General features: G+C 49.4%; 22 protein-coding genes. 14 read left to right on the top strand and 8 right to left on the bottom strand.

The window, feature by feature from the left end:
* The first annotated feature begins 147 nt into the window (after nt 1-147).
* The 6 genes from LPW40_RS13030 to LPW40_RS13005 all read left to right on the top strand — a co-directional run bounded on the left by LPW40_RS13030 (nt 148) and on the right by LPW40_RS13005 (nt 5762).
* Nucleotides 148-759, top strand: coding sequence for a Bax inhibitor-1/YccA family protein (locus tag LPW40_RS13030; RefSeq protein ID WP_269063335.1), 612 nt, complete (start codon nt 148-150; stop codon nt 757-759).
* Nucleotides 760-800: 41 nt separating this feature from the next.
* Entirely contained in the window at nt 801-1520 is a 720-nt protein-coding gene (locus tag LPW40_RS13025) for a YebC/PmpR family DNA-binding transcriptional regulator (RefSeq protein ID WP_230822678.1), read from the top strand.
* A gap of 62 nt (nt 1521-1582) precedes the next feature.
* Nucleotides 1583-2356, top strand: coding sequence for an SDR family NAD(P)-dependent oxidoreductase (locus tag LPW40_RS13020; RefSeq protein WP_230822677.1), 774 nt, complete (start codon nt 1583-1585; stop codon nt 2354-2356).
* Between the two features lie 133 nt (nt 2357-2489).
* Complete coding sequence (locus LPW40_RS13015; protein ID WP_230822676.1) at nt 2490-2876, top strand: GntR family transcriptional regulator; 387 nt, start codon at nt 2490-2492, stop codon at nt 2874-2876.
* A complete protein-coding gene (locus LPW40_RS13010; RefSeq protein WP_230822675.1) occupies nt 2873-3778 on the top strand; it encodes an ABC transporter ATP-binding protein in 906 nt (301 codons plus the stop codon). The genes LPW40_RS13015 and LPW40_RS13010 overlap by 4 nt, the downstream gene beginning before the upstream one ends.
* Nucleotides 3750-5762, top strand: a complete 2013-nt coding sequence (locus LPW40_RS13005) for a Sec62 family protein translocation protein (RefSeq protein WP_230822674.1) — start codon at nt 3750-3752, stop codon at nt 5760-5762. The genes LPW40_RS13010 and LPW40_RS13005 overlap by 29 nt, the downstream gene beginning before the upstream one ends.
* A 64-nt stretch (nt 5763-5826) precedes the next feature.
* On the opposite strand, the gene LPW40_RS13000 is transcribed toward LPW40_RS13005, so the two are convergent.
* On the bottom strand, nt 5827-6513 hold the full coding sequence (locus tag LPW40_RS13000) for an LrgB family protein (protein ID WP_230822673.1): 687 nt from the start codon (nt 6511-6513) through the stop codon (nt 5827-5829).
* Nucleotides 6510-6875 carry a CidA/LrgA family protein gene (locus LPW40_RS12995; RefSeq protein WP_230822672.1) on the bottom strand — a complete coding sequence of 122 codons (366 nt, stop codon included), beginning with the start codon at nt 6873-6875 and terminating at the stop codon, nt 6510-6512. The genes LPW40_RS13000 and LPW40_RS12995 overlap by 4 nt, the downstream gene beginning before the upstream one ends.
* A 142-nt stretch (nt 6876-7017) precedes the next feature.
* Here LPW40_RS12995 and LPW40_RS12990 point away from each other — a divergent pair, with 142 nt between their 5' ends.
* Nucleotides 7018-7557 (top strand): ribonuclease FAU-1 family protein, encoded by a 540-nt coding sequence (locus LPW40_RS12990; RefSeq protein ID WP_230822671.1) that lies wholly within the window; start codon nt 7018-7020, stop codon nt 7555-7557.
* 34 nt (nt 7558-7591) lie between these two features.
* Here the strand turns inward: LPW40_RS12990 and LPW40_RS12985 are convergent, their stop codons facing one another.
* The gene (locus LPW40_RS12985; protein WP_230822670.1) at nt 7592-8473 is read right to left on the bottom strand and encodes an SDR family oxidoreductase; all 882 of its coding nucleotides are present in this window, start codon (nt 8471-8473) and stop codon (nt 7592-7594) included.
* Nucleotides 8474-8582: 109 nt separating this feature from the next.
* On the opposite strand from LPW40_RS12985, the gene LPW40_RS12980 reads away from it, so the two are divergent.
* Both LPW40_RS12980 and LPW40_RS12975 read left to right on the top strand, forming a co-directional pair.
* Nucleotides 8583-9446 carry a LysR family transcriptional regulator gene (locus tag LPW40_RS12980; RefSeq protein WP_230822669.1) on the top strand — a complete coding sequence of 288 codons (864 nt, stop codon included), beginning with the start codon at nt 8583-8585 and terminating at the stop codon, nt 9444-9446.
* Nucleotides 9447-9541: 95 nt separating this feature from the next.
* Nucleotides 9542-10027 carry a DUF456 domain-containing protein gene (locus LPW40_RS12975; protein WP_230822668.1) on the top strand — a complete coding sequence of 162 codons (486 nt, stop codon included), beginning with the start codon at nt 9542-9544 and terminating at the stop codon, nt 10025-10027.
* Between the two features lie 43 nt (nt 10028-10070).
* On the opposite strand, the gene LPW40_RS12970 is transcribed toward LPW40_RS12975, so the two are convergent.
* From LPW40_RS12970 to LPW40_RS12955, 4 genes are read right to left on the bottom strand one after another with little or no spacing between them, the layout of a single operon-like run.
* Nucleotides 10071-11165 carry an ABC transporter ATP-binding protein gene (locus LPW40_RS12970; RefSeq protein ID WP_230822667.1) on the bottom strand — a complete coding sequence of 365 codons (1095 nt, stop codon included), beginning with the start codon at nt 11163-11165 and terminating at the stop codon, nt 10071-10073.
* Nucleotides 11143-12156, bottom strand: a complete 1014-nt coding sequence (locus tag LPW40_RS12965) for an ABC transporter ATP-binding protein (protein WP_230822666.1) — start codon at nt 12154-12156, stop codon at nt 11143-11145. Before LPW40_RS12965 ends, LPW40_RS12970 begins: the two co-directional genes overlap by 23 nt.
* Before the next feature lie 16 nt (nt 12157-12172).
* On the bottom strand, nt 12173-13093 hold the full coding sequence (locus LPW40_RS12960; protein WP_230822665.1) for an ABC transporter permease: 921 nt from the start codon (nt 13091-13093) through the stop codon (nt 12173-12175).
* A 10-nt stretch (nt 13094-13103) separates the two neighbouring features.
* Nucleotides 13104-14012, bottom strand: coding sequence for an ABC transporter permease (locus LPW40_RS12955; protein WP_230822664.1), 909 nt, complete (start codon nt 14010-14012; stop codon nt 13104-13106).
* A 269-nt stretch (nt 14013-14281) separates the two neighbouring features.
* On the opposite strand from LPW40_RS12955, the gene LPW40_RS12950 reads away from it, so the two are divergent.
* Entirely contained in the window at nt 14282-15961 is a 1680-nt protein-coding gene (locus tag LPW40_RS12950; protein ID WP_230822663.1) for a glutathione ABC transporter substrate-binding protein, read from the top strand.
* 52 nt (nt 15962-16013) lie between these two features.
* Here LPW40_RS12950 and LPW40_RS12945 read toward each other — a convergent pair whose 3' ends face one another.
* Nucleotides 16014-17144 (bottom strand): alcohol dehydrogenase catalytic domain-containing protein, encoded by a 1131-nt coding sequence (locus LPW40_RS12945; RefSeq protein WP_230822662.1) that lies wholly within the window; start codon nt 17142-17144, stop codon nt 16014-16016.
* A 178-nt stretch (nt 17145-17322) separates the two neighbouring features.
* Between LPW40_RS12945 and LPW40_RS12940 the strand changes: the two genes are divergently transcribed.
* The 4 genes from LPW40_RS12940 to LPW40_RS12925 all read left to right on the top strand — a co-directional run bounded on the left by LPW40_RS12940 (nt 17323) and on the right by LPW40_RS12925 (nt 23080).
* Entirely contained in the window at nt 17323-19002 is a 1680-nt protein-coding gene (locus LPW40_RS12940; protein WP_230822661.1) for a glutathione ABC transporter substrate-binding protein, read from the top strand.
* 121 nt (nt 19003-19123) lie between these two features.
* Nucleotides 19124-20815, top strand: coding sequence for a glutathione ABC transporter substrate-binding protein (locus LPW40_RS12935; RefSeq protein WP_230822660.1), 1692 nt, complete (start codon nt 19124-19126; stop codon nt 20813-20815).
* A gap of 155 nt (nt 20816-20970) precedes the next feature.
* Nucleotides 20971-22701: a glutathione ABC transporter substrate-binding protein gene (locus LPW40_RS12930; protein ID WP_230822659.1), complete on the top strand. Its 1731-nt coding sequence runs from the start codon at nt 20971-20973 to the stop codon at nt 22699-22701.
* Between the two features lie 139 nt (nt 22702-22840).
* Nucleotides 22841-23080, top strand: a complete 240-nt coding sequence (locus tag LPW40_RS12925; protein ID WP_230822658.1) for a hypothetical protein — start codon at nt 22841-22843, stop codon at nt 23078-23080.
* Nucleotides 23081-23095: the final 15 nt, after the last annotated feature.

Below are 23095 nucleotides of genomic sequence, written 5' to 3'. Positions count from 1 at the left end.
CAAAAAGTAATATCAAAATGATGAATGTAATGAAAATGTAACACAATTAAAATATTAAGGTGTTTCACGTCACATTGGTGGTGTAAAAAGAATAATTTAGTAAACTTAGGGTATATAAAAAGCTGTCGGAAATTTAGGAGTGAGGAAATGATTAAAGATCACGGAAGAGTCTGGTTATTTTTCATGTATTATTGGATAATTTTTGGAATCGCAACTTATTTCGGGCAGTTTCTGCCGCCGGAGTGGCGCCCGACCTTGTCCATGACCATATTCATCATTATCATGATATCCCTCTTTGTCAGAGGGTTTAACAGGTCAGGACCTGTAATCAGTCATATATATGCGATACTGATCGGTCTGGTTTCATACGGAACCTTTGAAGGTTTCATCAATCAATTTGATGAGAGAATATTCTATCAGGTTGTCCTCATATCAGTAATAGTGTTTGTCATCTTTGGCATCACAGGCTATTTCCTCCTGAAGGACATCTCCTCCTGGGGGCGTTATTTATTCGCCGGTCTGCTGGTTTTGATACTGGCAACCATCGTGAACTTCTTCGTCGGGCTGGACTGGCTGGCTTTTGGAATCACGGTTTTTGGTTTATTATTGTATATAGGCTATACAATGTATGACTTCAACCGGATGAAGAACAGGAAGTATAGGAATGCGCGTGTCATGGGGTTCAATCTGTTCATGGACCTGCTCCTCATCATAAAGAGGATGCTCCAGCTTTACCGCCGTTTCGGCAACAGAAGGTGACTCCGGGCAGATGATAATTTTAGTGAAGGAAGAGGAAAGAGATGGGCAGGAAATGGAATAACATTAAAGAAAAGAAAGCACAGAAAGATCAAAATACGAGCCGCATATATGCAAAATTCGGGCGTGAAATCTATGTGGCCGCCCGTAAAGGCGAGCCGGATCCGGAAAGCAATCAGGCATTGAAGACAGTTCTGGAACGTGCCAAGACATACTCCGTGCCGAAGCATATCGTCGATAAGGCGATCGACAAGGCGAAGGGCGGCGGTGAGGAGACTTTCGATGAGCGCCGTTATGAAGGTTTCGGGCCGGACGGTTCGATGATCATTGTGGATGCCCTCACCGATAATGTGAACAGGACGGCTTCGGATGTGCGTGCCGCGTTCGGGAAAAACGGCGGCAACATGGGCGTGAGCGGTGCGGTCAGCTATATGTTCGATCCTGTTTCGGTCTTCGTCTTCAGTGATTTCGACAGTGAGACGGTGCTGATGCAGCTGATGGAAAATGACGTGGACGTGAATGATGTGACGGTGGAAAATGATTTCACGGTCGTCTATGGCGATCCGCAAAGTTTTCATGAGATCAAAAGTGCCCTCGATGAAATGGGCGTCTCCGAATATGAAGTGGCGGAACAGTCGATGATTGCACAGAATGAAGTCTCACTTGACGGGGAGGCACGTGAGCAGTTCGAAGTGCTGATCGATGCACTTGAGGACCTTGAGGATGTGTCGAACGTCTACCACAATGTGAATCTGGAGTCATAAAGCTTCAAAAGAAGCTTCCGTAATGATAACTTTTAAATAAGCACATATTAGGGGGATATATGATGGATTTTGGTTATGAAGGCAAGGTGGCCGTAATCACGGGTTCCAGCAAAGGGATCGGCAGACAGACGGCTCTGGAAATGTTGAAGCTCGGCGCGAAGGTGATGCTTGTGGCAAGGGGTGAAGAAGATCTTGCTGCGGCGAAGGAGTCACTCGGTGCTCACGGTGAGGTCGACTATGTCGTCCAGGACGTGACCGGGGATGATGCGGGAGAGAATATCATCAACGCGGTCATTGAAAGATTCGGCCGCCTCGACGTGCTCGTCAATAACGCAGGCGGTGCCTTTGCGGAAAGCTTTGAAGAAGTTGAGGTCAATGACTGGCAGGGCGATCTCGATCTGAAAGTGCTGTCGGCAGTCAAAACGTCGAAAGCTGCCCTGCCGCATCTGAAGGAGAATGGCGGTGCCATTCTGAACCTCACCGCTGTGGCGGGGAAGAACCCGGGTGCCGGCACACTGCCGACATCCGTATCGAGAAGCGCGGGGCTTGCGATGACGAAAGCCATGAGCAAAGACCTCGGCCCGTACGGCATCCGGGTCAACGCCGTATGCATCGGCCTGATACGCAGCGATCAGGTGGAGAAGATGTGGAAGGCAGAGGCACCTGAGATGAGCTGGGAGGAATTTGCGACAACCGGCCGGGACGACATCCCGCTTGGACGCGTCGGTGAAACGGAGGAAGCGGCGAATGTGATCACATTTTTATGTTCGGAACTCGCCTCATACATTACAGGCGTTGCCGTGAACATCGACGGCGGTGCCAGCGCATCATTATAAGGAAGTTCATTTAACACGGAACCGTATCAGGTTTCCGTGTTTTTTTATTTTTTACAGGATCTGAGTATTTTCTATTGTAATTTTACTGTACCAACTGTATTATAATAAGTAATACAGTTGGGGAGGGATGATCTTGTTCAATATTGATTTCAAAAGCAGGGTGCCGATATATGAACAGCTCGTCGACCATATCAGGATGCTGATCATCCAAAACGTGCTTGAGACCGGTGAGAAGCTGCCGTCTGTCAGGCGGCTTGCACAGGAGATGACGATCAACCCGAACACCATCCAAAAAGCGTACCGGGAACTGGAGGCTGAAGGTTATATCTACTCGGTCCCCGGCAAAGGGAACTTCGTCAGTGATATGAAACATGCGGCCACCCCTGGCAAAATCGAAATGCTGATGGAAGATCTCGAGAGTACCGCAAAAGAATTGATCTACCTCGATGTGCCTGTAGAGGAGATCAAAGATGTAGTGGAGCAGGCAAAAGAAGATATTGGGGAGGAGCGGGACGAATGAAAATAAACATCGAAGGCGTCAATAAATCCTTTGGTGCTAAGAAAGCCGTGGACAATGTATCGATGAGCATTGAAGAAGGGACGATGCACGGCCTGCTCGGCTCGAACGGAGCGGGGAAGACGACGTTCATGAAAGTCATGGCCGGCATTTACAGGCCCGAGGCGGGGGAAGTGCTGTACGGCGGCGAAGCGGTGTTCGAGAACACCCGGGTGAAGTCGGATGTGATCTTCATCCAGGATGTGCCGTATTTCTTTTCCTCGGCAACTTTGGAGAAGATGGCGGTGTTTTATAAGGGGCTGTATGCCAACTGGTCCGAAAGACGTTTCCACCAGCTCGTCGGGCATTTCAACCTGGATCCGGATCAGCCGCTGAATGCATTATCCAAAGGGATGAAGCGTCAGGCTTCATTCATACTGGCGATGTCGGCGCGGCCCAAAGTGATGCTGCTGGATGAACCTTTTGACGGGCTGGATCCGATCATGAGGAACCAGGTCAAAAATATCATGATGCAGGACATCGCGAACCATAATATGACCGTCATCGCATCCAGCCATAATCTTCGGGAGATGGAGGATTTGTGTGATTCGGTGTCCATCATGCACAACGGAGAGATTTTATTCAACAGGGATTTGAATGAGATCAAGGGCACCCACTGCAAGCTCCAGATTGCCTTCAAAATGCTGCCGGATGAAAATTTCTATAAAGACATCGGTGCCGTTCACAAAAATCTCAGGGGGCGGGTGGCCACCTGCATCATCAAAGGCGATCTTACAGCAGTCGAGCGGAAAGTGACGAAGTATGATCCCCTGATGTATGATATCCTGCCGCTCACCCTGGAAGAGATATTCACTTATGAAATGGGGGAAAAGGGATATGAAATCTCCAACATTATTGTGGAATAGCACATTGCTCAGGCATTTCACCGTCCAGACATTCTGGATCACCGTCCTGTATATGATGATGTCCCTGATCGTCCTGCCCCTCAGCCTGTGGATCTTCTCCCTCAGCATGACGGATGCGTCGTATTTGTATGATGCGGCTGTCTTCGAGAACCTTGCGTCTGTGCATCTGGTTTTCGGCATGATATATGCGGCCGGTCTTGGATTGTTTTCGATGAACTTCAAAAACCAGGAAAGCGTTTCTGACTTCATCCACAGCCTGCCGGTCAAAAGGGTGACGGTGCTGACGAGCGTATTCATCATCGGCATTTCATCGATCATCATATCGACGGGCCTGATTGCTGCGATTCTGATGGTGGAAAGGTTTGCCCTCGCTTTTGAACTGGCGGCACTTGATGTCCTTTCCTGGCTCGTCTACAGCATTGCCGTGATGGTGACAGTTTTCATCATCACGGTGTTCACAGGCTTTTTCACGAATCATCTGTTCATTCACCTGCAGCTCGTCATCATCATATTCTTCCTGCCGCTTGCACTGTGGGCTGCAGCGACGAGCACAGCAAGCACGATGTTCGACGGCATCTCCCTGTTCCAGGGCGTGATGGATGATGACCTGCTCACACCTGTCGTCGAGAATACGTTTCCGATATTCGCCGTCATGCAGATATATGAGCCGATCTCCTGGATGAAGTGGGTCATATGGGCGGGGGTGGCACTCCTTGCTTTCATTCTTTCCTATATCCTCTATGCGAGAAGGCAGAATGAATATGTGAACTTGAACTTCACCTACCACCCTGTGCGATTGATCCTGTCGGTCCTCATTGTGATCGTCGGCATGCTCATACTGGGAAATGTCGTCGGATTGATTTTTGCCGCAGGAAATATTGTACGGGTCATCGCATTCATTTTCGCCTGGTTCGTTTCCTTCATCCTGGTGGAAATGTTCTTCCAGAGCACGGTCAAGATCCGCTTCAAAGTCAGGCGCTTCCTGATCTCCGCCGGCAGTGCAGTCGTGTTCATGGCGGTATTCTATGCCGGATGGAATATGTATTCAAACTACGTGCCTCCTGTGGATGAAGTTGAAGCGGTCATGGTCGATGCTGCAGAGGCCGGGATATTTTCCGGATACGTCCCGCAAAATGACATCATGAGTGAGAATTTCCTGATGATGGACGACCCTGCATATATCAGTGATGTCACACAGGCGCATCAATATGCGGCGGACAATAAAGTGCCGAGGCACAGTCTGGAAGAATACAGGATATTTGAAGTCACTTACCGGATGAAGGACGGCAGTATGGTACACCGCTCGTTCGACCATTATCCGGAAGGCGAAGAGGCTGAAAGTCTTCTGACAGAACTGAATACGGCCGGTCAGACGCGGGCCCAGGACCTGATATATAATATTGAGGATGACCGCGATCTGGTGCAGCTGTCATTGATGGCTTCCGGGGGCAGCGCTTTATTGATTGAGGATGGCCGGGAGATGGAACGCTTCATCAGCGAATATAAGGAAGGGTCCCAGAAGACGGCGGATGCCGGCACCGAGTTGAACAGGTTCGCATCAGAGCATATCATCAATGCCGAACTCGAATTCAGCAATGGCAGGTTCAATGAATGGATCTACGGCAAGGTGCTGCTCTACCATCCAGCAGTGCTGTCACGTATTTCAGAAGAACAGGATATCAGTGAATTCATCTCCCTCGCCGGTGCAGAGGAAGTCTATGCGTATGAAATCGGACCGGATGATGAATTTTATGAAGATTACCGGAGGTTACCGTTTGAGGAACTCGCCTTGAAATACGATCTCGAGGCACTCGGGGAAGACGGGCGGACAGAAGTGATGGACGCCGTGGATGATGGTGCGCTCAATGCCGGAAGCGGAAGGGTGATCATCTATACCAATCTGAATTACTACCCGTATGAAGGCACAGACGATATTGAAGCGGATGCCGCTGAATATACCCACTTCATCGTCGGGGTGGAGTGAGCAGGAAGGCCCGGGACAAATGTCCCGGGCCTTCTTGTGCTTTCCTGATCTGCAGCGGTTGAGTTCAAACGAACCATGAGACAATCAGCGGTGTGATGAGGGAGACGATGATCGCGCTCGCCACCATCGCGACGGTGCTGATCGAGCCTTCGAGCTGGCTGTCCTTCATCACTTCGGCTGTGCCTATCGCATGGGATGCAGCACCCATCCCCATGCCGCGTCCGAGATGAGAGGTGATGCCGAACACTTTGAAGACATATTTGTGCATGACTGCGCCCCCGATGCCGGCGATCATGACCATCACGGCTGCAAGTGATGTGATGCCGCCGAGTGATTCGGTGATGACCACGGCAACCGGCGTCGTCACCGATTTGGCGGAAATGGCATATAGTATCTCGGTTCCGAACCCAGTCCATTTCGCCATGGAAACTCCCGATACGACGCCGATGAAAGCACCGGCCAAAGTACCGGTGAAGAGCGGCACTGCAAGCTTCACCATGACTTTACGGTGTATATAGAGCGGATAGGCAAGGGCGACGACGGCAGGCCCGAGCAGCTGATTGATCCACTCACCGCCGATCATGTATTGTTCATACGGGATGTCAAAAACGGCCAGGAAAATGATGAGGATGACCGTTGATGATAAAATGGGCAGGGTGAAGGGGCTTTCCGCCTTCCGGTGTATATAGAGCGACAACCGGTATACTAAGATGGTCATTGCGATTATGCCCGAGGCTGCGAGAATGTTCATGGCTGACCCTCCCTGCCGCCGGATAAATGGCCGATCAGCCCGGAGACGGCCATCACGAGCACGGTGCTCACAAGGACGATGATGACCAGCATGAAGCCCCTCCCCTGGAATATGCCGTAATACTGCATGATGCCGAGAGTGGACGGGATGAAGAAGAAAGGCAGATATTTCACCATGAAACCCGCACCATCCCCGATCCATTCGATTCTGATCACCTGTGTGAAAAGCAGGAGAATCAGCAGCATCATCCCGATGACGCTCCCGGGGAGGGCCAGCTGAAACGTTTCGGAAAGCCATTCCCCGGCCTGGTACAGTATGTACAATATTGTGATCTGTAAGACGATTTTTATTGATTTGACCATATGTATTCACCTCTGTCGGTATACCATCATTTTACATCATTATGATGCGCAGGGGAGGGTGAAGTGGAGGCTTTTCGACATTGCGTATTTCTTCACTTTTCTTTTGCTTATTATGTATAATGTAATGAAGGAGATGAGAGCCATGAAAATGAAATATTTGGATAAACGCGGGTGGCGCCGTTTATTGGACTCTACATATGATGAAGTGCTGACCCGCTTCAATGGTGAAGAGTTCCTGGCCGGCCTCATCTACATGAAGAAGATACGCTCCCCTCTCGTCGTCCCGGTCGTGGACAAATCGGTGAAAGTCGTCGATAAAGATTATAAATGGCTGCAGATACTGCCGAAAGAACGGAAGTACAGCATCACCGTCATGTATGATGACAACTGGCACGTGCTGCAGTACTACTTCGATGTCAATATGGCACATTACCTGGAACCGGGCAACGCAAGGCGGAAAGACATTTACCTGGACGTGCTCGCACTCCCGGACGGACAGTATGAGCTCGTCGATGAGAAGGATATACAGCGTGCCCTGAAGAATAAAAAGATTACAGAGAAGGACAAGGATGAGGCCTACGCCGTGGCACAGCACATCATGGATGAGATCGAGCGGGACTTCGGGCAGTTTGTAGAACTTGCGGCGCACTGCCTCGGGGAACTGCGGAAAAATATAAAGTAAAGGGCAGCCCGCGGGCTGCCCCTGGAGGTTATATTTAACTTGCCGTGAAGTCGCCGCCGTTCACATGGAGCACTTCACCTGTCATATAGCTTGAATCCTGCGCTGCAAGGAAGACGTATGACGGTCCGAGCTCAGCCGGCTGGCCACGCCTTTCCATCGGTGTATCCTCACCGTGCTGATCCACATGTTCAGCGTCGAATGTGGCAGGAATGAGCGGGGTATAGATCGGCCCCGGTGCCACTGCGTTCACGCGTATCTTCTGCGGTGCGAGGTTTTGGGCGAGCGACCTTGTGAATGAAGTGATTGCGCCTTTCGTCGATGAGTAGTCGATGAAGATCGGGGAGCCTTTATATGCCGTGACGCTCGTGGAGTTGATGATCGAATCCCCTTCCTCCAGGTGAGGGAAGACTTCCTGCGTGAGCAGGATCATGCTGATGATGTTGGTTTCAAAAGTTTCCCGCAGATTATCTTCGGTGATATCGAGGAAATCTTTTTTCGGATATTGCACACCGGCATTATTCACAAGGATGTTGATGGTACCAAGAGTGGAGACGACATCATTTACCGTCTCTTTCCTGAAATCTGCATCATTGATATTCCCGCTGTACAGCAGGCACTTGACGTTCTCCTTTTCAGCGAGCATCTTTACATACTGCGCATCTTCTTCTTCCTCTTCAAGATATAACAGTGCGATGTCCGCCCCTTCTTTTGCGAAGTGGACGGCGACCGAGCGGCCGATCCCAGAATCCCCGCCAGTGATCAATGCCACTTTGCCTTCCAGCTTTCCACTGCCTTTATAATCATCGGCGATGATGACGGGTTTCGGGTCCATGTCCTTTTCTATGCCGGGCTGCCCGTCCTGTGTATAACCTTCGACCTGCTCATTGACTGCTTCGTATTTCTTTTCATTATTCATAAAATACCTCCTCAATCAAATGTAGATTACATATACCCGATTCCTTAAGAGTTACTCGAAGAGGCAAACTATGATAAGATTTTCTTATATAGGAAGAAAAGGTGATTAAATGAAAGTGGATGATTATAAATTACTCGTCACTCTGTATGAAGCTAAAACGTTGAGGCAGGCCGCCGAAAGGCTGTTCATCTCCCAGCCGGCGGTCAGCCAGAGGCTGAAATCGATCGAAGAGGAGTGGGGCGTGGAGATCTTCATCCGGACGAAGCGGGAATTGTTCGTCACAGGACCGGGGGAGCGGATCATCCGCCATGCCCAGAAGGTCGTGGAAAATGAAAACATGCTGAAGGAGTACCTCGTGGCCCATGAAGGGGCGGTGGAAGGCAATTTGAACCTCGGCGTCTCATCATTGATCGGCAGCACGATCCTTGCAGGTGTCCTGAGGGAATATACACGGCTGTACGCCGGGGTGAACATCAACATCCAGGTCGGCTCATCCCCGCAGATCATCAATGATGCAAAAGATTACCATATATCGATCACCCGGGGCAGGCAGGTGCTCAACAAGGAAAATAAACTGCTCTTTACAGACAGGCATTACCTCGTCACACCGAAAAGCCTCGTCGGCCAGGACAACCCGCCGGTAATCGAGTTCTTTTCGGAGCCGGTCTATATCAGGATGATCGAGAAGTATTTTGAAACGCGGTTCAACCGGAGGTATGAACCCCAGTTCAGTGTCGACCAGATCGCGACATGCCGGGCTTTATTGTTCGAAGGTGTGGGTGTCACGGTGCTGCCTGAAATCGTCGTCAAAGACTTTGATAAGGAACAGTTCAAAATCGAGGAAGTGATCGTCGATGAAGAACCGATCACACGGGATACGTACATTTCATTCGATAAGAATGTGATGGAACTGCCGCAGGTGGAAGCATTCATAAAAGTCGTGAAGAGCTATATCAAAAATTTTGAAATGTAGCACCGGGGAGTTCCGCTTGCAAAGCTTTCCCGGATATTGTTAGGATGAAGTGATGCTGATGGTACGCAAACTCATATTCAAGAAGGAGTCGTTTGATGGAGATTTTATGGTGGATACTGGTCATAGTCAGTTTTATCCTCGGATTCGTCGGTGTCATTGCACCGGTCATCCCTTCAGTGGTGGTGTTCTGGGTCGGGTTTTTGATTTATCACTTCCTGATAAACAGTGAGACACTGACCTGGATGTTCTGGCTGGTCGCGGCAGTTTTGACCGCGCTTGTGTTTGTCAGTGATTTGGTCGCGAACAGCTATTTCGTCAAGAAGTACGGAGGTTCGAAGAAGAGCGAGGCCGCAGCGATCATCGGGGTCATCGTCGGTATGTTCATCTACCCGCCGTTCGGCGTCATATTCGTCCCGTTCGTATTTGTCCTGGCGCTTGAATTCATATCAACAAAGGACATCAATGCAGCCTTCAGGGCGGCAGTCGGTTCGCTGCTTGCTTTTTTTGCGAGTTCGGCATTCAACTTCGTGATCTATGTACTTCTGATCATCTGGTTCCTGCTGGATGCATTCGTATTCTAAATGAAAAATCGCACTTGGCTCATGGGAGCCAAGTGCGATTTTTTTAACGTTGATTCAATTCTTCTTTAGTTTCAGCGATATCCTGGCCTTCTTCGTCGAGCACTTTGCGTACATTCTTCATCTCATGGGTCGGCTTGTGTCTGCCTTCCTGGATATCGATTGCATAATGGCATGCAACGTCATGCTGTCCTGCATATGTTTCATCCTTGTGTTCAAGGACCGGTATTTCCGTTCTGCACTTATCTGTTGCGAACGGGCACCTTGTATGGAATCGGCAGCCTGACGGCGGATCGATCGGTGACGGTACGTCCCCGCGGAGGAAGATGCGTTCGCTCTTATTCTTCGGATCCGGTACAGGGATTGCCGAAAGCAGCGCCTTTGTATAAGGGTGCTGCGGGTTGTCGAAGATGCTCTTCGTATCCCCCATCTCGACGATTTTACCGAGATACATGACGATGATCCTGTCCGAGATGTGCCTTACGACACCGAGGTCGTGAGCGATGAACAGGTACGTGAGCCCCATTTCACGCTGCAGCCTCTGCAGCAGGTTCAATACCTGCGCCTGGATTGATACGTCCAGGGCACTGACCGCCTCGTCTGCGATGATCAGCTTCGGATTCACTGCAAGCGCACGGGCGATGCCGATACGCTGGCGCTGGCCGCCTGAGAATTCATGCGGGAACCGGTCGATCTGGTGCTTTTGAAGGCCGACGGTTTCCATGATTTCGAGTGCACGCTGCTCCCTTTCCTTGGGTTCTCCGATGTTTTGTATCGTCATCGCTTCTATCAAAGTCATTTTCACGGTTTTCCTCGGGTTGAGTGATGCATACGGATCCTGGAAGATGATCTGCATATCACTGCGCATCTTGCGCATTTCCGATTTGCTCAAGGCAAGGACATCCGTGCCCTGGAAGGTGACTTTGCCTTCAGTCGGCTCATCAAGGCGGAGTATCGCCCGGCCGGTAGTCGATTTCCCGCAGCCGGATTCGCCGACGACGGAGACCGTCTCGCCTTCATTGATATGGAAGCTGATGTCATCCACCGCCTTGACATGGTTGACCGTGCGTCCGAGGAAACCGCCCTTTATCGGGAAGTACTGCTTCAGACCTTCAACTTCAAGAAGAGTGTTCTTTGTCATATACGTTTACCTCCTCTCCATCCCATTCATCAGTGTAGATCCAGCATCTGACATCGTTGCCGTCCTCCTGTGTTTCGAGGTCCGGCAGTGTTGCGCAGATGTCGCTGGCAAACGGGCATCTTGGTGCAAAGCGGCAGCCTGACGGCATTTCATCGGGCGCCGGAACGTTGCCTTTGATCGGGATCAGTTCATCCTGATCGATATCATGGCGCGGCAGTGAGTTCAGCAGGCCGACAGTATAAGGGTGGCGCGGATTTTCGAATAGAGACTCGACATCCGCGAATTCAACGACCTTTCCGCAGTACATGACCGCAACGTAGTCACATGTCTCAGCAACGACGCCGAGGTCATGGGTGATCATTACGACACTCATGCCGATTTCCTCCTGAAGCTCTTTGATCAGTTCAAGGATCTGTGCCTGTATGGTCACATCAAGTGCCGTCGTCGGCTCATCGGCGATGAGCAGTTCAGGCTTACAGGCGAGGGCTATGGCAATCATCACACGCTGCCTCATCCCGCCGGAAAGTTCGTAAGGATATTGGTCTACACGTTTATCCGGGGAAGGGATGCCGACAAGTTCAAGCATCTCGATAGAACGTTTCGTGCCTTCCTTCTTGCCGAGGCCCTGATGTATTTTGAATGACTCCCGAAGCTGCTGCCCGACTGTATATACCGGATTCAGGGAAGTCATCGGTTCCTGGAAGATCATGGAGATTTCATTACCCCTGATCTGCCTCATTCGCGATTCTTTGGCTGTGGTGAGTTCCTCACCTTTAAAGCTGATGCTGCCACCCACAATCTTACCCGGATCTTCTATCAACTTCAAAATCGACAGTGCGGTGATACTTTTACCTGAACCGGACTCTCCGACAATGCCGAGCGTTTTTCCCTTCGGCACGTTAAAGGTGACACCGTCAACTGCTTTTATCTCATTTCCTTCAACGAAGAAGGAAGTTTTTAAATCATTTACATCAAGTATGTTATCTGACATTTTTGTCACTCCCTACCTAGTTTAGGTCCACACGCTTGTTCAGCATTCTGTAAGAAATATCAACCAGCAGGTTGACGAAGACGAAAGTGACGGCAATCACAAGAACAGCACCCTGCACTACAGGGAAGTCCCTCTGCAGGATTGAATCGATGATCAGTCTGCCGAGGCCGTTGATTGCGAATACACTCTCTGTCAGCACTGAACCGGCAAGCAAGTAGCCGAATTGCAGACCGACAACGGTCACGACCGGAATTAAAGCATTCTTAAGTGCGTGACGGAAAATTACCACACGTTCCTTCACACCTTTGGCACGTGCAGTACGTATATAATCCTGATTGATGACATCCAGCATCGAACTCCGTGTCATACGTGCAATGATTGCTGCACCGGCTGTACCGAGTGCAATGACAGGTAGGACGATCTGATCAAGATTTCCCCAGCCGGTCGGTGCAAACCAGCCGAGTTCGATTGAAAACCACTGGATCAGCATGAGGCCGAGCCAGAAGTTCGGCATTGAAAGGCCGAACAGAGTGACGATCATAAGTGCAACATCAGAAAAAGAATAACGTCTGACGGCTGAGACGATACCGGCAAGCAGACCTAAGACAAGGCTGAAGATTGTCGAGTAGATTGATAATTCCAAAGTGATGAAGAACCTTGCCTGGATATGGTTCATCACCGGGATGTTATCTCTGATTGATGTACCAAAATCAAGCTGCAAAGCATTCGTCAGGAAGTTCCAATATTGTACATACAGTGGATCATTCAATCCTAAACGCTGTTCAATCGCCCTTACGGTTGCTTCAGGCGCACTTTCACCTGCCATGATGACTGCCGGGTTACCTGGAGTGAGGTGCATCAGACTGAACACAAGTATCGAAACCCCAAGCAGAACAGGGATAAGCTGCAAAATACGTCTAATAATAAATGTTGTCATGATTTACCTCCTAATTTTTCTGTTTAGGATCAATTGCATCTCTCAATCCATCTCCAAATAAGTTGAAGGCCAGTACTACAATCACAATCATCATACCCGGGAAGAAAGTGATATGGCCTGCCTGATACATGTAGTTACGTCCATCGTTCAACATTGCACCCCATTCAGGTGTCGGTGGCTGTACACCAAGCCCAAGGAATGAAAGTCCTGCTGCAGAAAGAATTGCAGAAGCGATGAACAGTGTCGTGTTGACGATGATCGGCGACATGATGTTCGGCAGGATGTGCTGGAATATGATTTTGCCGTCCCTTGCACCGAGTGCACGTATTGCATCGACATACTCAAGTTTTTTCGTGGTCAGGGTGGAACCACGGACGATACGGGCGAACTGCGGCAATGAACCGATTGCGATGGCAATGGTGACGTTGATCGTGCTGCCACCGAGGACAGAAACGATTGCAAGCGCAAGCAGTATGCCCGGGAATGCAAGCAGTACATCCATTACACGCATGATGATGGTATCCAACCATCCACCGTAGTAACCTGCGATGATCCCGAGAGGTACACCGACAATTGCCCCCATGAACGTAGCTGCAAAGCCCACACCGAGTGTTATGTACATACCATGAAGTATACGGAAGAAGATATCCCTGCCGAGATGATCCGTCCCAAACCAGTGTGCAGCTGAAGGACCCTCCAGTTTTTCCGTCAGACTCGTGGCATTCGAATTGACACCGAGTAAATTGTAGTTGGCATCTATTGCACCGAAAATCGATACAAGTAATAAAAACGCCAGTACATAAAAACCGATCAGGGCTGACTTATTCTTTCTAAGCCGTTTGAAAAACTCTTTAAAACTTTTGATACGCGGGTTTACGGGCTTAGTATCCCGAACCCTCTCTTTAGAAGCGACCGCCATTCAAGAGACCCCCTTATCATAGAAATTTAGGAATAGTGTGAAAACTATACTTATAATATAGCTATTAAATAATAATACATTTTCGAATGCATAATAGCAACGTTAAATAAGGAGAATTAAATCACAAAGTGCCTTGGAATAACTTAAAATGTAACTAATAATGTACTAATAAAACAAGAAAAGGCGTTTACAATTTCTAATTCATAGTGTTACAATAGGAAATAATTCCTGGTAAAGGGATAGGAATTAAAAATTGAGGAGGTTTTTAGATGAAATACATAATGAAATTCACATTGCTTATGGGACTTGTCATGGTCCTTTCAGCATGCAGCGATGACAGTGAGGTCGCGAAGGAAGGTGCAGGCAAAGCAGAAGCGGGTGAGGCTGAAGCAGGCGGGGACCTGGTCATATCCACAGGCAATGACATCGTGTCCCTCGATCCGCATGCCAGCAATGAATTGTATTCGGACCAGGTGAGGAACACGATTTACGAAGGTCTTGTCACTCAGGACGAAAACTTTGAGATTGAACCGCTGCTCGCTGAAGATTGGGAGCAGGTGGACGATCTGACATGGCAATTCGAACTGCGGGAAGGTGTGCCTTTCCATGACGGCAGCGAATTCAATGCCGAAGTCGTCAAAGCGAACCTCGACAGGCTGACCGATCCCGCTGTGGCTTCTCCAAGGCTGAGCCTTTTCGAAATGATCTCGGAAGTTGAGGTTCTCGATGAATACACGGTGGAAATCACAACGGAGTATCCGTTTGCGCCGCTGCTCAATCATCTGACGCATGACGGCGGCGGTATGATCAGTAAAGAGGTCATAGATGAAGACTACAGACAGGCGATTGAAAATTCAGGCGCCGGATATTCAGTTGAGGAATATTACGCACTGCGCGAAGACGGCGGGGAAGGGTTTGAAGAAGCGGCTGATGAGATCTCCGAAGAACTCGGTTCCGTGGTGGACCAAAACCCTGTCGGCACGAACTATGCGAAGTTCGAGTCGAGGACACCGGGGGAAAGCATTGTACTTGCGAAAAACGAAGACTACTGGCAGGGGCCGATGCACCTGGATACCATCACTTTCAAGATTGTTGCTGAAACAGGTGCAAGGATGGCCGAACTTGAAACGGGCACGTCACATGTGATATTCGGCTATGATTCAAGCAATGTCGAAAGGATAGAAAACCACCCGGAAACGGAAGCTTACAATAATTCGAGTGTGGCTATCAATTTCATCGGGTTCAACACCCAAAAGGAACCGCTCGACGATGTGCGGGTCAGGCAGGCCATCTCGCACGCGGTGGACAGGGATGAAATCATGGCGGGTATATACAATGATATGGGCAGAGTGCCTGACGGCCCGCTGATTGAAGGCATGGCCGGACACACGGCAGACAACGCGGAATTCGAATACGATCTGGAGGAAGCACAAAGGCTGATGGAAGAGGCGGGCCATGAAGATGGCTTCGAACTCAGCATCATCACCAACGATGCACCGGAAAGGGTGGACACGGCGATCTACCTGCAGGAAGCACTCGCTCACCTCAATATCAATGCGACTGTGGAGCAGATTGAATGGGGGACTTATCTCGAAGAGGCCTCCTCCGGAGAGCACGACATATTCCTTCTGGGATGGCCGAACTTCACAGGGGATCCCGACCAGGCACTCTGGCCGCTGTTCCATTCGAGCATGCACGGTGCCGGAGGCAACCGTACATTTTATGACAACCCGGAACTTGATGCGCTGCTTGAAGCGGGACGTGCGGAAAGTGATGAAGAAGCGCGTGCCGAAATATACGAAGAAGCACAGGCAATACTTGTGGAAGACGCACCGGCGATCTACTTCAACGAGAGCATCAGCATGAATGCATACAGAAGTGAAGTGGAAGGCCTGTATATAGACGATTTCATCAAACCTGATTTCCGCAATGTGACATTGACGGAATGATGATAAAACCCGTGCCGGGAGTCCCGGCACGGGTTTTATCTTTCTGTTTAAATTATGGTTTCATGACGACTTTGATGCAGCCGTCGTCATGATTGTTGAAGATGTTATACATTTTTTCCGCTTTCTTGAGCGGCACGTTATGGGTGATGATGTCAGTCGGGTCGATCTTCCCTTCCTTCACCATTTCATAGAGCTCCGGCATATAATGGATGACCGGTGCCTGCCCGGCTTTGACAGTTATATTACGTGAGAAGATGCGGTGCAGCGGATAACCTGTTCCCGGTGCGCCGTATATTCCCGTCAGCTGGATGGTGCCGAACTTCTTCACCATCCTTGCCGCCAGAATGATTGGATCGATGGTGCCGATCTGGCCGCCAAGTGTTTTGATGCGGTCTTTAGTGGTGATCTCGCCGTCCATGCCGACACAGTCGATGACCACTTCGGCGCCGCCTTTTGTAATTTCATGGACATAGTCGCCGATATTGCTGATTTCCTTATAGTTGTATGCTTCAACGTTGTTCGTGCGTCTCGCATGATCGAGCCTCACCTGGTTATGGTCGATGGCAATCACGCGGCTCGCACCTTTCATCCATGCAAACTTCTGGGTCATCAGGCCGATTGGGCCGGATCCGAGGACAACGACCGTGTCGCCCTCTTTAACGCCGCTGTGGTCCACGCTCCAGTAAGCTGTCGGCATGACGTCCGACAGGAACAGGAGGCTCTCATCTTCAAGCTCGCTGTCTTCCGGAACGAGGAATGAAGTGAAGTCCGCATAAGGGACGCGCAAATACTCCGCCTGTCCGCCGGGATAGTCGCCGAACACTTCCCCAAATCCGAAGTATGCTCCTGTGTCGAGATGCGGATTGGAATTGTCGCACTGGCTCTCCATTTGGTTATTACAGAAATGGCAATCCCCGCATCCGATGTTGAAAGGGATGACAACGCGGTCCCCGACTTTCCTGTTCTTAACGCCCGGTCCCACTTCTTCTACGATACCCATGGGCTCGTGGCCGATGATGTAATCGTTAGTAATCGGCATGCTTTTACGGAACAGGTGCAGATCCGAACCGCATATTGCGGTGGAGGTGACCCGTATGATCATATCGGTGCCTTCCTGAATCTCAGGGGCCTTCATCTTCTTGACTTTGACTTTGTTTTTCCCTTGTACAGTTACAGCTTGCAATATAGACACATCCTTTACATGAGATTTTCATATTAAATTCCCTGAAAGGAGAAATATAAACATTACAGGGAGAGGGGAGTTCATTAGTTTTCAGACTTTTCTAGGATTTTTGGTGACTTTTGGATAGATTTTACATAATATAGAACTTAAAGGTTGATACTTGCAAAGGGGGATGAAAATGAAAGTTTTTAACCAGTCGCTTTTAATCATATCTTTAGTGGCTTTTCTCGCTGCCTGTACGGATGATGCCGGAGTGGAAGAGGCAGCAGATTCCGGCGGGGAGGCAGCAGAATCTGAAGGGGGGGACCTGACAGTCGCGGTGCCGAGTGATATTGTGTCGCTCGATCCGCACGGCAGTAACGATGATCCTTCCGAACAGCTGAGAGATGTAGTGTACGAAGGCCTGCTGACTCAGGATGAGAATCTGGAAATAACCGAAGCGCTCGCCGAAGAATGGGACCAGATTGATGATGTAACATGGGAATTCAAGTTGAGGGATGGCGTAAAGTTCCATGACGGCAGTGAGTTCAATGCTGAAGTCGTGGAAGCGAATATCGACCGGATCCAGGATCCTGCAGTCGCATCGCCGCGTGCATTTTTGCTCGAAATGATTGAAGAGGTTGAAATCATTGATGATTACACCATACGCCTGGTGACGGAAGAGCCGTTTGCACCGCTGCTCAGCAATCTGACGCATGGTGCCGGCAAAATGATCAGTAAAGATTTGATTGATGAGGATTATGAAAATGCATTGAGCGAAGTGGAATCAGATGTAACGCTTGAAGAATATTATGAGTTGCGTGAAGCGGGTGGGGATGAATTCACGGAAGTCGCCGATGCAATCAGCAGTGAGACAGGCGCAATGGTGGAAGCACATCCAATTGGCACCCACTATATGCAGTTTGAATCGAGGAACCCGGGTGAAAACACCGTGTTTACAAAGTATGAGGAATACTGGAACGAGCCTGCGAACCTGGACTCCGTAACATTCAAAGTCGTCACCGAAGTCGGATCCAGAATTGCTGAAATTGAAACCGGCGATTCGGATTTTGTGGTGAATGTCCAGTCGAACAATATCGACAGGATTGAAAACAATGACGAAGTCACACTTGAAAGACGGGACGCCCTGTCAGTCGATTACATCGGCTTCAACAACCAGGCTGAACCTTTCGATGACGTCCGCGTCCGCTGGGCATTGACCATGGCTTTCGACAGCGAGGCCGTCCTGTCCGGTGTTTATAATGGCTCCGGGCAGCCGGCGGTCGGTCCGATTCCGCCGGGTGTCCTTGGATACTCCGACAATATCGAGCGGCCGGATTATGATATGGAAGGCGCCCGTGAACTGCTTGCGGAAGCTGGATACGAAGATGGTTTCGAAACTACAATCATGGTCAATGAGGACAATCCTGAACGCATGGATGCCGCGGTCTTCTTCCAGGAATCCTTGGCAGACCTGAATATAGATCTCACAATCGAGCAGGTCGAGTGGGGCACTTTCCTTGATACGACCTCGGATGGTGAGCACGAAATGTTCATGCTTGGATGGGGCAATACAACGGGTGACCCGGATGACGGCATCATGCCGATGTTCCATTCCGACAATGTCGGTGCCTCAGGTAACCGTTCATTCTTCCAGGATGAGGAGATGGATGCACTGCTTGAGGAAGGCTCCCGGGAGACCGATGAGGCTGCCCGGCAGGAGATTTACGAAGAAGCGACAGAAAAGATAGTCCAGCACGCACCGGTTATCTTCGTCCGCCACGGGGAGTACCTGAACGCAGTCAGCAATGATGTGGAAGGTCTTGTCATAGATAATTACAACATCTTCGATTTCAGTGAGGCATCTTTAGACAATTAGAAACTTTGGAATTAAATGAGTTTACATTCGACGTAAGCTCATTTTATCTGAAAATTCATATTGATTGAATTCACAGAATGAAGTATCATGTTAATAACTTAGGGAAAAGAGGGGGATGGGAATGAAGAATTTTTGGAAATTATTTTTAGTCAGTATGATGGTGCTTGTACTTGCGGCATGTACTGATGACGACAGCGTCGATGAGGAAGCGGCGGAAGGGGATGCTTCTGATGACCAGACAGAAACAGCCGCCGGCGGCGATCTGACGATTGCGATTCCGAGTGATGCGGTCTCAATGGACCCGCACGGCAGCAACGATGTGCCGTCTGAACAGGTACGGGATGAAATATATGAAGGCCTGGTCACACAGGATGAAAACTTTGAAATCGTACCGCTGCTTGCTGAAGAGTGGGAAGAAGTAGATGAAACGACGATGGAGTTCACCTTGAAGGAAGGCGTGGTCTTCCATGACGGCAGCGAATTCAATGCGGAAGTCGTCAAGGCGAACTTCGACCGGCTGCTCGACCCTGCCGTGGCATCGCCGAGGGCTTTTCTTCTGGAAATGGTTGAAAACGTGAATGTAGTCGATGATTACACGGTCCAGCTGGAACTCGAGTATCCATATTCACCGCTTTTGAATAACTTATCACACGGTGCAGGCAAGCTGATCAGTAAAGATCTGATTGATGCAGACTATGAAAATGCGTTGTCCGAAGCGGGCGAGGATATGTCCGTTGAGGAATATTATGAACTCCGTGAAGAAGGCGGAGATGCGCATGAAGAAGTGGCAAACGCCATTGCAGGGGACGTCAGCACCCTGATAGAACAGGAGCCAGTCGGTACGAACTATATGCAGTTCGAATCCAGGAACCCGGGTGAAAATACTGTACTGACTAAATATGAAGACTACCGGGACGGTCCGGCGACGATAGACTCCGTCACTTATAAAGTGGTATCCGAGACAGGATCGCGCATTGCCGAACTTGAAACGGGATCGTCGGACTTCATTCTTGCAGTCCAGTCGAGCAATATCGACCGGGTGGAGAATAATGACGATGTGACGCTCGACCGCAATGAATCCGTATCAATCGACTATATCGGCTTCAATGTGGAGAGCGAGCCGCTTGATGATCCGCTCGTCCGTCAGGCAATTACACATGCATTCGACAAGGAAGCTGTGTTGTCCGGAGTGTACAATGATTCCGGCCAACCTGCCGTAGCACCGCTTGCGCCCGGCATATTGGGTCATTCCGAAGACCTGGAAGGACTGGAATATAATCCGGACAGGGCACAGGAACTGCTTGAAGAAGCAGGGCACGGGGACGGATTCGACATCAATCTGATGGTGAATGATGATAATCCTGAGCGTGTGGATATGGCTGTATTCCTTCAGGAATCGCTTGCCGACCTCAATATCAATGTCAATGTCGAGCAGGTTGAGTGGGGTGCATACCTCGATGCCACGGCAAACGGGGAACATGATATGTTCATACTCGGCTGGTCGAACTCGACAGGTGACCCGGACAACGGCATTTCACCGTTATTCCATTCAGATAATATGGGCGATACAGGAAACCGGTCCTTCTTCGCCAACGATGAGCTGGATGCACTGCTTGATGAAGGTGCACGAGTCACGGATGATGATGAACGCCAGCAGATCTATGAAGAGGCACAGCAGATACTGGTCGATGAAGCGCCGGCAATTTTCGTCCGCCATGGTGAAAACCTGAATGCCTACCATAACAGTGTAGAAGGTATTTATATTGACAGTTACAACATCTTTGACTTCAGAGAAGTTACACTTAATGAATAATACTATTTCAAAGGAGGAATTTTCCTCCTTTTTTTGTTTGCGCTTTATCATAATTGTAAGATATTTCAAAAGCTTCGTTGAAATTAAAAAAGAGTTAAGGTATATTAAAAAAAGGTCAGGAATTTCATTTAATTTTAATAATAGGAGGTAAATGTATGAAGAATTTCAGATTATTGCTGATGATGGCAATGGTTGCAGTCCTTTCCGTAGTACTGGTCGCCTGTGCGGATGACAGTGATGTCGATCCTGCAGCGGAGAACGGAGATGACGCGGCAACCGAGAACGGGGAAAACACTGAAGACGCTTCAGGTGAAGCATCCGGCGGTGGAGACCTTGTCATTTCGGAAGCATCGGATATCGTAAGTCTCGATCCACACGGAAACAACGATGTTCCTTCAAGTAACGTGCGTAACAACATCTATGAGTCACTTACATACTTGGATGAGAACATGGAAGTCCAGCCGCGACTGGCAACAGAATGGACAGAAGTGGATGATACGACATGGGAGTTCACTTTGAAAGAAGGCGTGACTTTCCATGACGGAACAGAGTTTAATGCAGAAGTGGTGGAAGCGAACCTGGAACGCTTACTCGACCCGGCGGTCGCATCCCCGCGTATGTTCTTATATGAAATGGTGACCGGGGTGGACGTAGTCGATGACTACACGGTCCATATCAACCTGGAATACCCGTTTGCACCGATCCTTGCACACCTTGCACATGATGCAGGCGGCATGATCAGCAAAGAAGTAATTGATGCTGACTACGAAGCTGCGCTGTCTGAAGCGGGTGAAGAGATGTCGGTTGAAGAGTATTACGAACTCCGTGAAGAAGGCGGAGAGTCACATGAGGAAGTTGCAGATGCAATCACTGACGAAGTCGGCAACCATATTGCCGACAACCCTGTAGGCACAGGTCCATTTGAATTTGAATCACGTGCTGCAGGTGAGAATGTTGTGCTTGCGAACTATGGAGATTACCACGACGATGAAAATGCGGCACAGCTTGATACAGTGACGTTCAAAGTCGTACCGGAAACAGGTGCACGTCTTGCTGAAATCGAGACAGGTGCAAGCCATGTTGCGGGCGGCGCAGAACCGACGAATATCGACCGCATCGAATCCCATGATTCGACTGAAGTCGATTTGACACCGTCACTCGGGTTGTCATATGTCGGCTTCAACGTTGAACAGGAGCCATTGGATGATCCACTGGTGCGTCAGGCGATCTCATATGCCATCGACCGTGAAGCAATCATCGAAGGTATCTATGAAGGTGTCGGAACACCTGCAGAAGGACCGCTTGCCCCGGGCGTTTTCGGGTACGATGACAGTGTCGAAGGTATCACTTACGACCTTGAACGTGCACAGGAACTGATGGCGGAAGCAGGTCATGAAGATGGATTTGATATTGAAATCCTCACGAATGATCAGCCGCAGCGTGTAGATACTGCTGTCTATATGCAGGAAGCTCTTGCAGAACTCAATATCAATGTCTCTGTACAGCAGCTTGAGTGGGGTGCGTATCTGGAAACTACAGCGAACGGTGACCATGATATGTTCGTGCTCGGCTGGTCGACGGTGACTGGTGATGCAGATTACGGCATGTATCCACTGTTGCATTCAACAATGCACGGTGACCCGGGCAACCGTTCATTCCTGTCAAACGACAATGTGGATGAACTGCTTGAAGCGGGACGTTCAGAGACTGACCCTGAAGCCCGTCAGGAAATATACAGCGAACTTCAGGAAGAGCTCGTGGATATTGCACCGATGATCTACATCCACCATCAGGACTTTGTCACAGGAATCAACTCGAACGTTGAGAACTTTGAGATCGATGCGCTTGGCATCTATCAGCTCAGGGATACAACTGTTTCAGAATAATGAAAAAGAGGTATAGGTGATGTCGAAGGCATCACCTATATTTTTGTTTGCATAAAGAATAATTCCGTCAAAAATGCTATAATGACAGCATTGGTAAAAAGGGGAGTCTGTATTGAAGAGAACAGCTTTGGCAATCGTTATGACGGTATTTTTAGCAGCATGCAGCAATGAGCCGACACAGGCGGAAAAAGATCTGGAAAAAGTGAATGAGGATATCGGTGAACTTCAGAGCGAGATACAACAGGTGCGGAGTGAAAATGAAGCGGTTGAAAGTGATATCACGAACAAGGAAAGAGAACTTGAAGAGGTGCTCTCGGGTGATTCGGATGACAGCGATGAGGATGAAGAAGAATCCGACACAGCACCGGAAGATGAATAGACTGTTAATCTGAAA

Origin of the sequence: Salinicoccus halitifaciens (genome assembly GCF_021026095.1) — a bacterium.
Lineage (GTDB): Bacteria > Bacillota > Bacilli > Staphylococcales > Salinicoccaceae > Lacicoccus > Lacicoccus halitifaciens.
The sequence above is the reverse complement of the archived record's forward strand: the minus strand, read 5'-3'. Positions and strand labels throughout refer to the sequence as shown.

What these genes read in the sequence shown, in the direction of transcription:
- LPW40_RS13030 (WP_269063335.1), top strand. Translation starts at nt 148, where the DNA reads ATGATTAAAGATCACGGAAGAGTCTGGTTATTTTTCATGTATTATTGG.
- LPW40_RS13025 (WP_230822678.1), top strand. Translation starts at nt 801, where the DNA reads ATGGGCAGGAAATGGAATAACATTAAAGAAAAGAAAGCACAGAAAGAT.
- LPW40_RS13020 (WP_230822677.1), top strand. Translation starts at nt 1,583, where the DNA reads ATGGATTTTGGTTATGAAGGCAAGGTGGCCGTAATCACGGGTTCCAGC.
- LPW40_RS13010 (WP_230822675.1), top strand. Translation starts at nt 2,873, where the DNA reads ATGAAAATAAACATCGAAGGCGTCAATAAATCCTTTGGTGCTAAGAAA.
- LPW40_RS13005 (WP_230822674.1), top strand. Translation starts at nt 3,750, where the DNA reads ATGAAATCTCCAACATTATTGTGGAATAGCACATTGCTCAGGCATTTC.
- LPW40_RS13000 (WP_230822673.1), bottom strand. Translation starts at nt 6,513, where the DNA reads ATGAACATTCTCGCAGCCTCGGGCATAATCGCAATGACCATCTTAGTA.
- LPW40_RS12995 (WP_230822672.1), bottom strand. Translation starts at nt 6,875, where the DNA reads ATGGTCAAATCAATAAAAATCGTCTTACAGATCACAATATTGTACATA.
- LPW40_RS12990 (WP_230822671.1), top strand. Translation starts at nt 7,018, where the DNA reads ATGAAAATGAAATATTTGGATAAACGCGGGTGGCGCCGTTTATTGGAC.
- LPW40_RS12985 (WP_230822670.1), bottom strand. Translation starts at nt 8,473, where the DNA reads ATGAATAATGAAAAGAAATACGAAGCAGTCAATGAGCAGGTCGAAGGT.
- LPW40_RS12980 (WP_230822669.1), top strand. Translation starts at nt 8,583, where the DNA reads ATGAAAGTGGATGATTATAAATTACTCGTCACTCTGTATGAAGCTAAA.
- LPW40_RS12975 (WP_230822668.1), top strand. Translation starts at nt 9,542, where the DNA reads ATGGAGATTTTATGGTGGATACTGGTCATAGTCAGTTTTATCCTCGGA.
- LPW40_RS12970 (WP_230822667.1), bottom strand. Translation starts at nt 11,165, where the DNA reads ATGACAAAGAACACTCTTCTTGAAGTTGAAGGTCTGAAGCAGTACTTC.
- LPW40_RS12965 (WP_230822666.1), bottom strand. Translation starts at nt 12,156, where the DNA reads ATGTCAGATAACATACTTGATGTAAATGATTTAAAAACTTCCTTCTTC.
- LPW40_RS12960 (WP_230822665.1), bottom strand. Translation starts at nt 13,093, where the DNA reads ATGACAACATTTATTATTAGACGTATTTTGCAGCTTATCCCTGTTCTG.
- LPW40_RS12955 (WP_230822664.1), bottom strand. Translation starts at nt 14,012, where the DNA reads ATGGCGGTCGCTTCTAAAGAGAGGGTTCGGGATACTAAGCCCGTAAAC.
- LPW40_RS12950 (WP_230822663.1), top strand. Translation starts at nt 14,282, where the DNA reads ATGAAATACATAATGAAATTCACATTGCTTATGGGACTTGTCATGGTC.
- LPW40_RS12940 (WP_230822661.1), top strand. Translation starts at nt 17,323, where the DNA reads ATGAAAGTTTTTAACCAGTCGCTTTTAATCATATCTTTAGTGGCTTTT.
- LPW40_RS12935 (WP_230822660.1), top strand. Translation starts at nt 19,124, where the DNA reads ATGAAGAATTTTTGGAAATTATTTTTAGTCAGTATGATGGTGCTTGTA.
- LPW40_RS12930 (WP_230822659.1), top strand. Translation starts at nt 20,971, where the DNA reads ATGAAGAATTTCAGATTATTGCTGATGATGGCAATGGTTGCAGTCCTT.
- LPW40_RS12925 (WP_230822658.1), top strand. Translation starts at nt 22,841, where the DNA reads ATGACGGTATTTTTAGCAGCATGCAGCAATGAGCCGACACAGGCGGAA.